This is a genomic window from Rhodococcus sp. NPDC127593, from assembly GCF_042671975.1.
GTDB lineage: Bacteria > Actinomycetota > Actinomycetes > Mycobacteriales > Mycobacteriaceae > Rhodococcus_F.
On the sequence record NZ_JBHXWI010000047.1, the window covers coordinates 1 to 13,244 of the forward strand.

The 13,244-nt window shown below is 67.3% G+C and carries 11 protein-coding genes; all 11 read right to left on the reverse strand.

Annotated elements, in window-relative coordinates:
* The coding region (gene aceE, locus ACFVJ3_RS34755; RefSeq protein WP_378456440.1) for a pyruvate dehydrogenase (acetyl-transferring), homodimeric type at positions 1-1,643 on the reverse strand (1,643 nt) is incomplete at its 3' end.
* A gap of 84 nt (positions 1,644-1,727) precedes the next feature.
* Positions 1,728-2,456: an aspartate/glutamate racemase family protein gene (locus tag ACFVJ3_RS34760; protein WP_378456375.1), complete on the reverse strand. Its 729-nt coding sequence runs from the start codon at positions 2,454-2,456 to the stop codon at positions 1,728-1,730.
* 12 nt (positions 2,457-2,468) lie between these two features.
* On the reverse strand, positions 2,469-4,019 hold the full coding sequence (locus ACFVJ3_RS34765) for an NCS1 family nucleobase:cation symporter-1 (protein WP_378456376.1): 1,551 nt from the start codon (positions 4,017-4,019) through the stop codon (positions 2,469-2,471).
* Positions 4,020-4,224: 205 nt separating this feature from the next.
* On the reverse strand, positions 4,225-5,568 hold the full coding sequence (gene allB / locus ACFVJ3_RS34770; RefSeq protein ID WP_378456377.1) for an allantoinase AllB: 1,344 nt from the start codon (positions 5,566-5,568) through the stop codon (positions 4,225-4,227).
* Positions 5,561-6,958, reverse strand: coding sequence for an NAD-dependent malic enzyme (locus ACFVJ3_RS34775; RefSeq protein ID WP_378456378.1), 1,398 nt, complete (start codon positions 6,956-6,958; stop codon positions 5,561-5,563). The genes allB and ACFVJ3_RS34775 overlap by 8 nt, the downstream gene beginning before the upstream one ends.
* Before the next feature lie 52 nt (positions 6,959-7,010).
* Positions 7,011-8,069, reverse strand: coding sequence for an allantoicase (gene alc, locus ACFVJ3_RS34780; protein ID WP_378456379.1), 1,059 nt, complete (start codon positions 8,067-8,069; stop codon positions 7,011-7,013).
* A complete protein-coding gene (locus ACFVJ3_RS34785) occupies positions 8,066-9,217 on the reverse strand; it encodes a glycerate kinase (protein ID WP_378456380.1) in 1,152 nt (383 codons plus the stop codon). Before ACFVJ3_RS34785 ends, alc begins: the two co-directional genes overlap by 4 nt.
* 8 nt (positions 9,218-9,225) lie before the next feature.
* Positions 9,226-11,031, reverse strand: a complete 1,806-nt coding sequence (gene gcl, locus ACFVJ3_RS34790; RefSeq protein ID WP_378456381.1) for a glyoxylate carboligase — start codon at positions 11,029-11,031, stop codon at positions 9,226-9,228.
* Positions 11,032-11,067: 36 nt separating this feature from the next.
* Positions 11,068-11,952, reverse strand: coding sequence for a 2-hydroxy-3-oxopropionate reductase (locus ACFVJ3_RS34795; protein ID WP_378456382.1), 885 nt, complete (start codon positions 11,950-11,952; stop codon positions 11,068-11,070).
* A 34-nt stretch (positions 11,953-11,986) separates the two neighbouring features.
* Entirely contained in the window at positions 11,987-12,808 is an 822-nt protein-coding gene (locus tag ACFVJ3_RS34800; protein WP_378456383.1) for a hydroxypyruvate isomerase family protein, read from the reverse strand.
* A 26-nt stretch (positions 12,809-12,834) separates the two neighbouring features.
* Entirely contained in the window at positions 12,835-13,242 is a 408-nt protein-coding gene (locus tag ACFVJ3_RS34805) for a gamma-glutamylcyclotransferase (RefSeq protein ID WP_378456384.1), read from the reverse strand.
* Between the last annotated feature and the right edge of the window lie 2 nt (positions 13,243-13,244).

Consider the following 13,244-nt stretch of genomic DNA (forward strand, 5'->3'; position numbering starts at 1 on the left):
ACGATCCGCTTGCCGATCTCCTTGTCCCGCAACAACTCCTTCATGATCCGCACCAACGCCATGGTCGTCGCGACCTGCTGCTTGCCCGACCCCTTCCGGACCACGTCGTAGGTGGAGTCCGGCGGCATCGGCAACGGCGCCACCCCGGTGCGCCTTTGCGGCAGGAACCCACCGAGGGCGCGGCGGCGGTCGAGCATGTACTGGATTTCCGGGGCGTCGTTGCCGGGGTGGTAGTACGGCGGCATCTTCGGGTCCTTCTCCAACTCCTCGTCGGAGATCGGGATGCGCTGCAGGTCCCGGAAATTCTTCAGATCGTCGAGGGTCAGCTTCTTCATCTGGTGGGTGGCGTTGCGGCCCTCGAAATGCTTACCCAGGGTGTAGCCCTTGATGGTGTGCGCCAGGATCACCGTCGGCTGCCCCTTGTGCGCCATCGCCGCCGCGTACGCGGCGTAGATCTTGCGGTAGTCGTGGCCGCCGCGCTTGAGGTTCCAGATGTCCTGATCCGACAGGTTCGCGACCAGTTCCTTCGTCCGCGGGTCCCTCCCGAAGAAGTGCTCGCGCACGTAGCCGCCGTCGTTGGCCTTGTAGGTTTGGTAGTCGCCGTCCGGGGTGACGTTCATCAGGTTGACCAGGGCGCCGTCGCGGTCCGCGTGCAGCAGGGCGTCCCACTCGCGGCCCCAGACCACCTTGATCACGTTCCAGCCGGCGCCGCGGAAGAACGACTCCAACTCCTGGATGATCTTGCCGTTGCCGCGGACCGGGCCGTCGAGGCGCTGCAGGTTGCAGTTCACCACGAACGTCAAATTGTCGAGGCCCTCGGTGGCCGCCACATGCGCCAGACCCCGCGATTCGGGTTCGTCCATCTCGCCGTCACCGAGGAACGCCCACACGTGCTGATCGGCGGTGTCCTTGATGCCGCGGTCGTGCAGGTAGTGGTTGAACCTGGCCTGGTAGATCGCGTTCATCGGGCCCAACCCCATCGACACGGTCGGGAACTCCCAGAAGTCGGGGAGCAGCCGCGGGTGCGGGTACGACGGCAACCCGCCACCGGAGTCGGCGTGCGAGTGTTCCTGCCGGAACCCGTCCATCCGCTCCGCCGGGATCCGCCCCTCCAAAAACGCGCGGGCGTAGATGCCCGGCGAGGCGTGGCCCTGGATGAAGATCTGATCCCCACCACCGGGGTGATCCTTGCCGCGGAAGAAGTGGTTGAACCCCACCTCGTACAGGGCGGCCGACGACGCATACGTCGAAATGTGGCCGCCGACCCCGACCCCCGGCCGCTGCGCCCGGGTCACCATCACCGCCGCGTTCCACCGGATGAACGCCCGGTACCGGCGCTCGGTCTCCTCGTCGCCGGGGAACCACGGCTCGTTCTCCGTCGGGATGGTGTTCACATAATCGGTCGACGTCAACGCCGGCAAAGCGACGTGCTTCTCCCCGGCCCGCTCGAGCATCCGCAACATCAGATACCGGGCACGGGTCGGTCCGGACCGGTCCAACAGTCCATCGAACGATTCCAACCACTCCGTGGTCTCGTCCGGGTCGATATCCGGCAGATAAGACGCAACACCCTCACGGATGACGCGAACCGAACCGGCGCGGGCGAGGTCCGCGGAGGTCGTGGTCTGTTCGAGCAAAGGGATACTCCATCGTTGCGGGCGCGGGATAGGGCGCCGTGGTGACTGTCCGGGGTGAGGACGAAGCTGTACAACTCACTGCACAGGTGACTAACGCGGTTTCGCGAGCGGCCATCCCGTGATCTTCTTGGGACGTGGGGGCGCGTACGTGCGCACCTTCGAGGTCGAGAGCCCCAACCCTACAAGAGATCCCGCTAATTTGACAGCCGCACTGACCCCGTCGACCACGGGAACACCGGTGCGCTCACGGATTTTGTCGTCGAGGCCGGCCATTCCACCGCAGCCGAGGCAGATCACCTCGGCCTTGTCTTCGCGCACAGCAGCTTCGGCCTCGTCGACGATCGCCTCGATCGTGCGCTCGGGGTCGGATTCCAGTGCGAGGACGGGCAGACCGCTCGCGCGCACACTCGCGCACTTGGCGTCGAGGCCCGCGAGCCGGAGGCGGTCTTCGATGAGCGGCACGGTGCGGTCAAGGGTGGTGACGACGGAGTACTTGTGCCCCAGCATCATTGCGATGCTGGCGGACGCCTCGGTGATGTCGACGACGGGTACGTCGAGCAGCTCCTGGAGACCTTCCCGGCCGTGTTCGCCGTACCCGGCCTGGATCACCGCGTCGTACGGTTCCGGGTACGAACGCACCCGGTCCATCACCGCGATCGCGGCGAGGTAGCTCTCGAAGTTCCCCTCGACGGATTCCGCACCGATGTCCGGTGTGAGCCCGACGATCTCGGTGCCGGGTGCTGCCGCGGCCTCGGCCTGCTTGGCGATGGCGTCCGTGATGGACGTGGTGGTGTTGACGTTGACGACGAGAATACGCATCGAAAGCTCCTGTCAGTGGTCGCCGTGGCCGCTGTCCACGGCGATCGACTCGCCGGAGACGTCCACGTACTGCCGGGTGCGGTCGCCGACGACCGCGTAGATTGCCGCCGCCAGGCCCGCTCCGATGAACCACGAGAAGGGGGCGACGAGATGGAAGGCCGGGACGATCGCGAACAGGGTGCTGACGAGCGCGGCGGGAACGAGGGCATAGATCGCCCGCAGATTGAATCCCTTGCGGTAGTAGTAGGTTCCGGTCGGGCTGTCCGAGTAGAGGGCGGGCACGTCGACCTTCGTGCGGCGGATGAACCAGTAGTCGACGAAGATGATGCCGAACAGCGGGCCGAGGACGGCGCCGAGGCCACCGAGGAAGTAGTTGATCACCACCGGGCTGTCGTAGAGATTCCAGGGCAGCAGGACCACGCCGATGCAGGCGCTGATGATGCCGGCCTTGCGGAAGCTGATCTTCCCGGGAGCGAGATTCGACAGCACGTACGACGGTGCGACGAAGTTCGCCATGACGTTGACGGCCATCGTCACGATCACGAGGGCGAGGCAGGCCAGCGACAGGAACAGGGTGTTCGGGATCGCCGCGACGATGTCGGTGGGGCTGTCGATGATCGTCCCGTCGATCTGGAACTGGGCGCCGCACAGGATGAACGCGACGACGGCGAACGCGAGGACGTTGACGAACAGTCCCCAGAAGTTGCCGCGCACGACGGCGGTCTTCGACGGGGAGCGCCGCGAGAAGTCGCAGAAGTTGAGGATCAGGGTGCCGTAGATCGACATCCACAGGGCTGCCCCGGCGAAGACCTGCCGCCACATCTCCCCACCCGAAGCGGGCTGATCGGATGTCCAGGCGATGGAGAAGTCGGTGCGGAACAGCATCCACAGGGCGAGCGAGCCGACCGTGACCAGGATCAGCGGGCCGGCCAGACCCTCGAATCGGCGCACGGCCTCCATCCCGTAGACGAGGACGACGATCTGGACCGCCCAGATCCCGATAAAGCAGATCCAGCCGAGGCTGGAGAGTCCGAGGATCGAATTCTGGTCGAAGCGGTCGAGCGACGGCGCCACGGCGACGAGGAAGATCCGGAAAACGATCGAGGCGAGATAGGTCTGGATTCCGAACCAGACGATCGCGATGACCGCACGGACGATGGCGGGAATCTGGGCGCCGCGGATTCCGAAACTGATCCGGCTCATCACGGGGAAGGGCACGCCCGTCTTCTGCCCCATGAACCCTGCGTAGGTCATCGCGACACACACGATGACGGCACCGATCATGAGCGACAGGATCATGTGGCCGCCGCCGAGCCCGAGCGCGAACAGGCCGATGGCGAACGAGTAGTTGGCGATATTATGGACGTCGTTGGTCCACAGCGTGAAGATGCTGTAGCTACCCCAGCGGCGACCCGAGGCCTTCGTGGGTGCCAGGTCCAGGTTGTAGAGTTTGGTACTCGTCTCGGTCGCTGTCGGCGTCGTTTCCTGCGGAGCGCGGCCGTGGACGGCGGCATCGTGGTCGACGGTGGTGGTGTGCCGCGAGACTGTGTCGTCTATGAGCATGTGCCTGTCCTTGCGTGGCGGCGAACGAACTTCCGTATCACGGAAAGCTTGTTCCATTGGTCCCTCCAAGTGTGAGCCAGGCAACAGTGGCCGGTCAATGATTTCCGCAGGATATATCTTGGTGTGGCGCCGCCCGAAACACGACAAACCCGCTGTAACACTGGATCTTTCGGATCCAGCGCGACAGCGGGCAAGGGCGGCAGCGTCAGGCCAGTCCGCGGCTGAGCAGCCGGCCGCGGGGCGCCTCGTCGAGGTCGATCCGCTTGCCGGCCAGCCAGGTACTGCGCACAACGCCGGCGAGGGCACGCCGGTCGTAGGCGGAGACGGGATTCTTGTGCTGCAGGGCGGCCACGTCGACGACGAACGCCTCCTCGGGCGCGAACACGGCGAAATCCGCCGCGTACCCCAGCGCGATGTGCCCTTTCGTGTTCAGCCCGACCTGCTCAGCCGGGTTCTCCGCCATCCACCGGACCACATCGTTCAGACTGTGCCCGCGACGCTTGGCCTCCGACCACACCGCGGACAGCGATACCTGGAGCGACGCGATGCCGCCCCACGCGACACCGAAGTCGCCGATGTCGAATCTCTTGAGGTCGACCGTGCACGGGGAGTGATCGGTGACGACGCAATCGATCACGCCGTCGGCCAGGCCCTGCCACAGCAGTTCACGGTTCCCGGCTTCGCGGATCGGCGGGCAGCACTTGAATTGCGTTGCTCCCGAAGGAATTTCTTCCGAGACGAACGACAGATAGTGCGGGCACGTCTCCACCGTGAGCTTCACGCCGTCCTTGCGTGCCGACGCGATCATCGGCAGCGCGTCGGAGCTCGACAGGTGCAGGATGTGGACCCGGCACCCGGTCCACCGGGCCAGCTCGATGACCTCGGCGATGGCGAGATTCTCGGCGCCCCGGGGCCGCGAGTCGAGGAAGTCCGAATAGTTCTCCCCTCCGGGTGACGTCGCGCGGTCGATCGCGTGCGCGTCTTCCGCGTGGACGATCATCATCGCGCCGAACCCCGCGATCTCCTTGAGCGCCAGTTCGAGCTCGGCCGGATCCAGCGGCGGAAACTCGTCGACGCCGGAGTGCAGCAGGAAGCATTTGAACCCGAACACGCCCGCGTCGTGCAGGGCCCGTAGGTCCGGGACGTTGCCGGGCACGGCGCCGCCCCAGAATCCGACGTCGACGTACGCCTGATCGGATGCGACCCGGCGTTTGACGTCCAGAGCCTCGGCGTCGACGGTCGGCGGAATGCTGTTGAGCGGCATGTCGACGATCGTCGTCACCCCGCCGGCGGCAGCGGCCCGGGTCGCGCTCGCGAACCCCTCCCACTCGGTGCGGCCCGGCTCGTTGACGTGCACGTGGGTGTCGACGAGACCGGGAAGCAGCACCTCGTCGTCACCCAGCTCCACCACGACCTCGGCGTCGAGCTGGGCACCGAACGGTTCGATGACGACGATCCGGCCGTCCCGCACACCCACACAGCGGGCGACCTCGCCCGCCGCGGTGATCACCCGCGGGGCACGGAACAGCAGGTCGAGCCGGTCAGCCATCGTGTTCACCACCTGCGTCGGCGACGCTGCGCACCGCTGCCGCCACGGCCGGGGCGACCGCGGCATCGAACACACTCGGCACGATGTACGTGGGATTGAGTTCCGACGGAGACACCGAATCGGAGATCGCGCGGGCGGCGGCGATGAGCATGTCGTCGGTGATCTCGACGGCGTGCGCGTCGAGCAGGCCCCGGAACACGCCCGGGAACGCGAGCACGTTGTTGATCTGGTTCGGGAAGTCGGACCGACCGGTCGCGACGACGGCAGCGTGCTGTCCGGCGGCGACGGGATCGACCTCGGGGACCGGATTCGCGAGGGCGAACACGATCGAGTCGGGGCCCATCGTCGCGATGTCGTCGCCGGTCAGAATGTCCGGTGCCGAGACACCGATGAACACGTCCGCGCCGGCCAGTGCGTCTCGCAGCGATCCGGACCGCGCTTCCGGGTTGGTGTTGTCCGCGATCCACGAACGGAACGAGTCGGACGTGTCGTCGGGCGAGAGGATTCCGTTCCGCCCGCACGCCACGATGTTCGTCGCCCCCTGCGCCACCAGCAGGCGGATGATGGCATGTCCGGCGGCGCCGACACCCGAGACCACGATCTTCACCGTGTCCAGGCTCTTCGCGACCACCCGCAGGGCGTTGGTCAGTGCGGCGAGAACCACGATGGCTGTGCCGTGCTGATCGTCGTGGAACACCGGGATGTCCAGCATGTCGCGGAGCCGTGCCTCGATCTCGAAGCAGCGCGGGGCGGAGATGTCCTCGAGGTTGATTCCGCCGTACACCGGTGCGAGGGCTCGTACGATCTCGACGATCGCGTCCGTGTCCTGGGTGTCCAGGCAGACCGGCCACGCGTCGACGTCCGCGAACTGCTTGAACAGCGCCGCCTTGCCCTCCATCACGGGAATCGACGCGGCGGCGCCGATGTTGCCCAGCCCCAGCACGGCCGAGCCGTCGGTGACGACCGCGACGGTGTTGCGTTTGATCGTCAGCCGCCGTACGTCCTCGGGATTCTCGGCGATCGCGGTGCACACCCGGGCGACACCGGGCGTGTACGCGCGGGACAGGTCGTCGCGGTGCTTGAGCGGAACCTTCGGCACCACTTCGAGTTTCCCGCCGAGATGGAGCAGGAACGTGCGGTCACTGACCTTGCCCACCACGACGCCGGGCACGTCGGCGATCGCGGACGCGATCTGCTCGGCGTGCTCGACGTCGGACGCGTCGCAGGTCACGTCGATGACCATGTGGTCGGGGTGGCTCTCCACCACGTCCAACGCGGTCATGGCTCCCTTCACGGAGGCCACCGCCCCCGCGAGAGTCGAGGTGGTGCCTGCGCCGACCGGGGCCGTGACGCGAACGGTGATGGAGTAACCGGGACTGGGATTGGGCATGCGTGTTTCCTCGGGTTCGTCAGGTAGGGGTGGAGAGCGCGCCGGGGCTGGACTAGCGCGGTGCCTGGTCGGCGACGAGCGCCTGATGGCTCTGGGGAAGGGCTTCCCACCAGGTGCGCCGCGTCTCCGAGAGCGCTGTCGCGTCGAGATCGCCGAACAGCCGCAGCCGGGACAGGCCGCCGTCGGGATAGACGTCGAGTCGCAGGTGCGTGGCGGCGTCGGTGGCGTCCAGAACGAACCGGTGCCTCGTGTCGGGTTGCACGGCCGTGCGGGGCAGCAGTTCGGTCCACGCTCCGTCGTCCGCGATGTCGGCGGTCCGCGCGTCGGCGGTGCTCAGCCGCACCCAGCCGGGCGCATTCCCCACGTAGTAGCTGGTGTCGATCTCGACGTGCCGGGGCCGGCCGGCCGCGGCCAGCGAGAACACCGCGAAGTCGTTGCCGCCGCCACGACGCCGGGAGTTCTCCCAGCCCTCCCCCATGTTCCGTGCCCGCCCGGGAAGGATGATGTTCGCAGGCGACGCGTAGAACGCGTCGGAGCAGCCGACGAGGCGCCCGCCGTTCTCCGCGGCCAGTAGGTCCACCGTCCCGTCGAGGAACCGCGGGTCGGGCACGACCTCACCGTGCACACGCAACCGCGCAACGCCGCCGTCGGGATAGATCGACAGCCGCACGTGTGTCCACCGGTGCGGGTCGGCGACCGCGTAGGCGTTCGCGGCGTGCCCCTCGGCCGGGGACTTCTCGACGATGGTCTGCCAATCCGCCTTCATGACCTCCTCGATCGACGGGTAGCCCTCGATCGACGCCGCCTCGATGGAGATGAAGGGCGGGTAGTTGCCCTTGAAATGCGCTGTGTCCACGACGATCCCGTGAATGATGCCCGCGGCCCCGAGCCGGACGATCGCGTAGTCGTGGCCGTCGTCGCGGCGGCGGCGGGTCTCCCACCCGTCGTAAACCTTGCCCTTGTGCCCGAAATCGGACGGGTCGAAGAACGGGGCCTCCGCCTTGATGAGGTTCTCCCGCTGGGCGAACAGTTCGTCGTTGGCCGCGGATACGCTTCCGCCGAGGGCGCGTGAGGCGAGGTCGGGTAGTGCGGTGAAGTCGGTGGACGTCATGATTCTCCTCGTGTGCTGAGTGGTGCGAGTTCGGCAGTCGATGCCGCGATCGTGCAGCCGATCCGGCGCAGTAGTTCCGCCGCATCTCTGATCGATCGATGAAGGTCCGGTTCCAGGTCCGCGAGCGCGTATGCCTCGGAAATGCCGGCGCTGTGCAATTGGATGTCGCTGAGCAGGTTTCGTCCGCACACGGCGAGGACGGGGATTCCGGCCCTGCGTGCCTCGGTCGCGACGCCGATCGGTGCCTTGCCGTGCAGGCTCTGCTCGTCGAGTGAGCCCTCGCCGGTGATGACGAGGTCCGCCCCCGCGAGCCTCCCGGGGAAATCGACGAGCCCGAGGACCGTGTCGATGCCGGGCCGGGTGTCGGCCCCCAGCACGGAGATCGCGCCGAACGCCGCCCCTCCCGCAGCGCCCGCTCCCGCGACCCGGCTGTCGTCGCGGCCGGTGGCGGCGCGCACGACCTGCGCCCACCGGGTCATGGCGTCCTCGAGCACGACCAGTTCTTCTGCGGCCGCGCCCTTCTGGCTTGCGTACACGGCGGTGGCCCCGGTCGGGCCGAGGAGCGGATTGTCGACGTCGCAGGCGAGCCGGAAGTGCGCCGCACGCGCCGCCGGGTGGAGGCCGGTCAGGTCGACCCGGGCGGCCCCGCGCAGGGCCGCTCCTCCCTTGGCGACCTCGTTGCCGCCCGAGTCGAGGACACGCACGCCGAGGGCCTGTAACAAGCCGGCACCGCCGTCGGTTGACGCGCTGCCCCCGAGACCGACGATGATCTCGCGGGCTCCCCCCTCCAGCGCGTGCCTGACGACGGTGCCGAGTCCGAATGTACTGGCACCCAGGGGATCTGCCACACCGTCCGGGAGCAGTACCAAACCCACGGCCGATGCCAGTTCGACCACTGCGGTCGAGCCGCGCACCGCGTAGGACGAGGTGACGGGCAGACCCGTCGGCCCCGTGGTGGTCACCGCGACCGGCGACCACCCTGCCGCGATGGCCGCCGCGACGGTGCCGTCGCCGCCGTCCGCGACCGGAACACGATCGATCACCCAGGACCGATCACCGGCCAGGAGTCCGTCGGCCAGGGCGTCCGCGACTTCCGCGGCGGTGAGGGATCCCTTGAACTTGTCGGGTGCGACCAGTACACGTGTCACGGTGTCCCCTAGTCCAGCAGCATGAGGGCTGTGGGAGCGTGCTCCCAGCTCTCCGCCAGATCCTCGAACTCGGCGACGTTGTCGAGTTCGGTTCCCATCGCGATGTTGGTGACCCGCTCGAGGAAGACCTCGACCACCACCGGCACCTTGTGCTCACCGGCGAGCTCACGGGCCTTCTCGAGGGCGCCGGCGATCTCGCCGGGCTCGGTGACCCGCAGCGCCTTGCAGCCCAGACCCTCGGCGACCTTGACGTGATCGACGCCGTACCCCTTCGGGACTGCGGGCAGCACATCGTGTTCGGTGGCTTCCTGGGTGTTGATGTTGTCGAAGCCCAGCTGCACGCAGAAGTCCATGTCGAATGCGCGCTGAGCCTGACGGATCAGCCCCAGGTAGGAGTTGTTCACCACGACGTGGATGTACGGCAGGTTGAACTGGGCGCCCACCGCCAGTTCCTCGATCATGAACTGGAAGTCGTAGTCACCGGACAGCGCCACGACGGGCGTCTCCGGCTCCGCGGCGACCACTCCGAGAGCGGCGGGGATAGTCCAGCCCAGCGGTCCGGCCTGGCCGCAGTTGATCCAGTTGCGGGCCTTGTAGACGTGCAGGAACTGGCCGCCGGCGATCTGCGAGAGCCCGATCGTGCTGACGTACCGGGTGTTGCGCCCGAAGACCTTGTTCATCTCCTCGTACACCCGCTGCGGTTTGACGGGCACGTCGTCGAAGTGGGTCTTGCGCTGCATGGTCCGCTTCCGGGTGGCGCAGTCCTCGACCCAGGTGCTGCGGTCCGCCAGGGTTCCGGCTGCCTTCCGCTCCTTCGCGATGGCGACGAACAGCTCGAGCGCCGCCTTGGCGTCGGAGACGATCCCGTAGTCCGGTGCGAACACGCGACCGATCTGGGTGGGCTCGATGTCGACGTGAACGAACTTGCGCCCCTTCCGGTAAGTGTCGAGGCCACCCGTGTGCCGGTTGGCCCAGCGGTTACCGATGCCCAGGACGAAGTCCGACGCCAGCATGGTCGCGTTGCCGTACCGGTGAGCGGTTTGCAGACCGACCATTCCCGCGGCGAGGCGGTGGTCGTCCGGGATGGTGCCCCAGCCCATCAGCGTCGGCACCACCGGAACGTCCAGCAGTTCGGCCAGTTCCACGAGCAGGTCCGCGGCGTCGGCGTTGATGATGCCGCCGCCTGCGACGATCAGCGGGCGTTCGGCGGCACCCAGCATGTCGAGCGCCTTCTCCGCCTGCGCGCGGGACGCGGCCGGCTTGTACACGGGCAGCGGCTGGTAGGTGTCCGGGTCGAAGTCGATCTCGGCCAGTTGCACGTCGATCGGCAGGTCGAGGAGCACCGGTCCCGGCCGACCGGACCGCATCAGGTGAAATGCCTGCGCGAACGCTCCCGGAACCTGGGCCGGCTCGAGCACCGTCATCGCCATCTTCGTGACCGGACCCGCGATCGCAGCGATGTCGACGGCCTGGAAGTCTTCCTTGTGCAGACGCGCGACGGGGGCCTGCCCGGTGATCGCGAGGATCGGGATCGAGTCCGCCATCGCCGAGTACAGACCGGTGATCATGTCGGTCCCGGCCGGCCCGGACGTCCCGATGCAGACACCGATGTTTCCGGCCTTGGCGCGGGTGAATCCCTCGGCCATGTGGGATGCGCCCTCGACGTGGCGGGCGAGGACGTGCTTGATCCCACCGTGGTCACGCATTGCTGCGTAGAACGGGTTGATCGCCGCACCGGGGAGGCCGAAGGCCTGGGTGGCACCTTCGAGTTCCAGAATCTTGACCGCTGCATCAGCGGCGCGCATACGAGGCATATCAGTTCTCCATCGAGGATTACGAGTTGAAGCGGGTCACTGGGAGGGGCGGCCGGACAGCCGCTCCACTCCACGCAGCAGGCCCGAATGATCCAGGCCACCATCACCGTTCGCACGGGCGGAGGCCATCAGCTGGGCGACGACGGCGCCGAGGGGTGTCACGACGCCTGCCTCACGGGCAGCGCTGGTCACGATGCCGAGGTCCTTGTGGTGCAGGTCGATGCGGAATCCGGGTTCGAACGACCGGTCCAGCATCTTCTGCGCCTTCTGGTTCAGGACGGCCGATCCGGCGAGCCCGCCCCCGAGTACCTCCACCGCGGCCGCGGTGTCGACACCGTAGGCCTCGAGGAAGATGATCGCCTCGGCGAGGAGCTGGATGTTGCCGGCGACGATCAGCTGGTTCGCTGCCTTCACCGTCTGTCCGGAGCCGTTGGGGCCCACGTGGACCACGGTCTTCCCGACGACGTCGAGGATCGGCCTGGCCGACTCGAAGTCTTCCGGGGCGCCGCCGACCATGATCGACAGTGCGGCGTTGACCGCACCGGCCTCGCCACCCGATACCGGTGCGTCGATCAGCCGGTATCCACGCTCGGCGGCCTGCGCAGCGAGTGCGGTGGTGACGTCGGGCCGGATGCTGGAGAAGTCGATGATCAGAGCGCCTGCCGGGGCGTGCTCGAAGACTCCGTCCGCACCGGCGAGTACGGCCTGCACGTCGGGCGAGTCGGGGACCATCACGGCCACGATGTCGGCGCCGGCAACGGCCTTGGCGATGGAGTCCGCAGCGGTGCCGCCGGCTTCCACGAGTGCCGCGGTGCGCTCGGGAGAGCGGTTGTATCCGACCACCTGGTGGCCGGCCTTGGCGAGATGAACGGCCATGGGGCTGCCCATGATTCCGAGTCCGATGAATGCGATAGTGCTCACGAGTCTCCTCGATTCCGTCGAAAGTGGTGGTGTGTCAGTGGGCGGCGCGGGACGCGCGCTGTTCGCGGGGCAACCAGTCGAACGTGTCCGGTCGTGTGGACTTGTACTCGAGCCCGACGTATCCGCGGTAACCGTGTCCGGCGAGCCTCTTCAGGTAGCCGTCGATGTCGAGTGTTCCGGTGCCGGGTTCGCCGCGACCCGGAGCATCCGCGATCTGCACGTGCCCGATCCGGTCTGCGTAGGTGTCGATCGCGGCGCCGATGTCGTCGCCGTTGACCTCGAGGTGGTAGAGGTCCGCGAGGAGCCGGAGCGAGTCGACACCGTGTTCGGCCTTCACCCGGTCGATCACCGCGATCGCCTCGGCCGCGGTCTTCAGCGGGTACGCCGGCGTGCCACTGACCGGTTCGACGAGCACGACCGCACCGATACGATCCGCCGCCTTACCCGCCTGGGCGAGGTTCTCGGTGGCCGTGTCGCCCTGAATCTTCGGATCGGTGCCGTCGATACGATTACCATACAGGGCATTGAAAGCCTTGGTGCCCAGCCGTTCTCCGATTCCGACGGTGATGTCGATGTTGTCGCGGAACGCCGAGACCTGCGCCGGGTCGGACAGCAGTCCGCGATCTCCCGCCGGCATGTTCCCCGCCGCGAAGTTCAACCCGGTGAGCTGCACTCCGGCGTTCTCGATCGCGGCCACGAACGCGTCGACGTCGCTGTCCCGCGGTACGGCGGTGTCGAAGGGCCACCAGAATTCGACGGCGTCGAATCCGGCGTCCCGGGCCGCCTGCGGACGCTGCAGGAGCGGCACGTCGGTGAGCAGGATCGAGCAGTTCAGGGTGTAGGCAAAGGTATCCATCGGCTGTTCTTTCACTTTCGGAATGTTCAGGAGACTGTGGTGTTGTCGGGCTCGGGCAGGCCTCGGTAGCGACGCCAGCCGCCGCGATCGGTGATCTCGGTGAGCTCACCGGCCTTGCTCTCGAGGAGGCCCGGACGCAGGCCTACCGCCAGAACCGAACGGCCGTCCGACAGTTCGATCACGGTGAGCTCCAGTTCCTCGGGCTCCTCGGGGAGGAAGTCGGTGCGAATGTCGCCGATCGGGACGTCGTAGAGTTCGCCCTCGATCGCGGCGCCGCCACTCTCCACCAGGAGAAGGGCCGGGAATTCGTCACGTACGGAGAAGAATCGGTAGTTCGGTGCGGTCCGGACCGTGCCGAGGAACGTGTGCGCGGATACGTTGTGATGGAGGTTTCCGCCTCGCATCGCTCCACCGTTGCAGAATAATTCGGCCATCT

Excerpts from the sequence above, each read along its gene's own strand:
- ACFVJ3_RS34760 (WP_378456375.1), bottom strand. The coding sequence starts at position 2,456 with ATGCGTATTCTCGTCGTCAACGTCAACACCACCACGTCCATCACGGAC.
- ACFVJ3_RS34765 (WP_378456376.1), bottom strand. The coding sequence starts at position 4,019 with ATGCTCATAGACGACACAGTCTCGCGGCACACCACCACCGTCGACCAC.
- allB (WP_378456377.1), bottom strand. The coding sequence starts at position 5,568 with ATGGCTGACCGGCTCGACCTGCTGTTCCGTGCCCCGCGGGTGATCACC.
- ACFVJ3_RS34775 (WP_378456378.1), bottom strand. The coding sequence starts at position 6,958 with ATGCCCAATCCCAGTCCCGGTTACTCCATCACCGTTCGCGTCACGGCC.
- alc (WP_378456379.1), bottom strand. The coding sequence starts at position 8,069 with ATGACGTCCACCGACTTCACCGCACTACCCGACCTCGCCTCACGCGCC.
- gcl (WP_378456381.1), bottom strand. The coding sequence starts at position 11,031 with ATGCCTCGTATGCGCGCCGCTGATGCAGCGGTCAAGATTCTGGAACTC.
- ACFVJ3_RS34800 (WP_378456383.1), bottom strand. The coding sequence starts at position 12,808 with ATGGATACCTTTGCCTACACCCTGAACTGCTCGATCCTGCTCACCGAC.
- ACFVJ3_RS34805 (WP_378456384.1), bottom strand. The coding sequence starts at position 13,242 with ATGGCCGAATTATTCTGCAACGGTGGAGCGATGCGAGGCGGAAACCTC.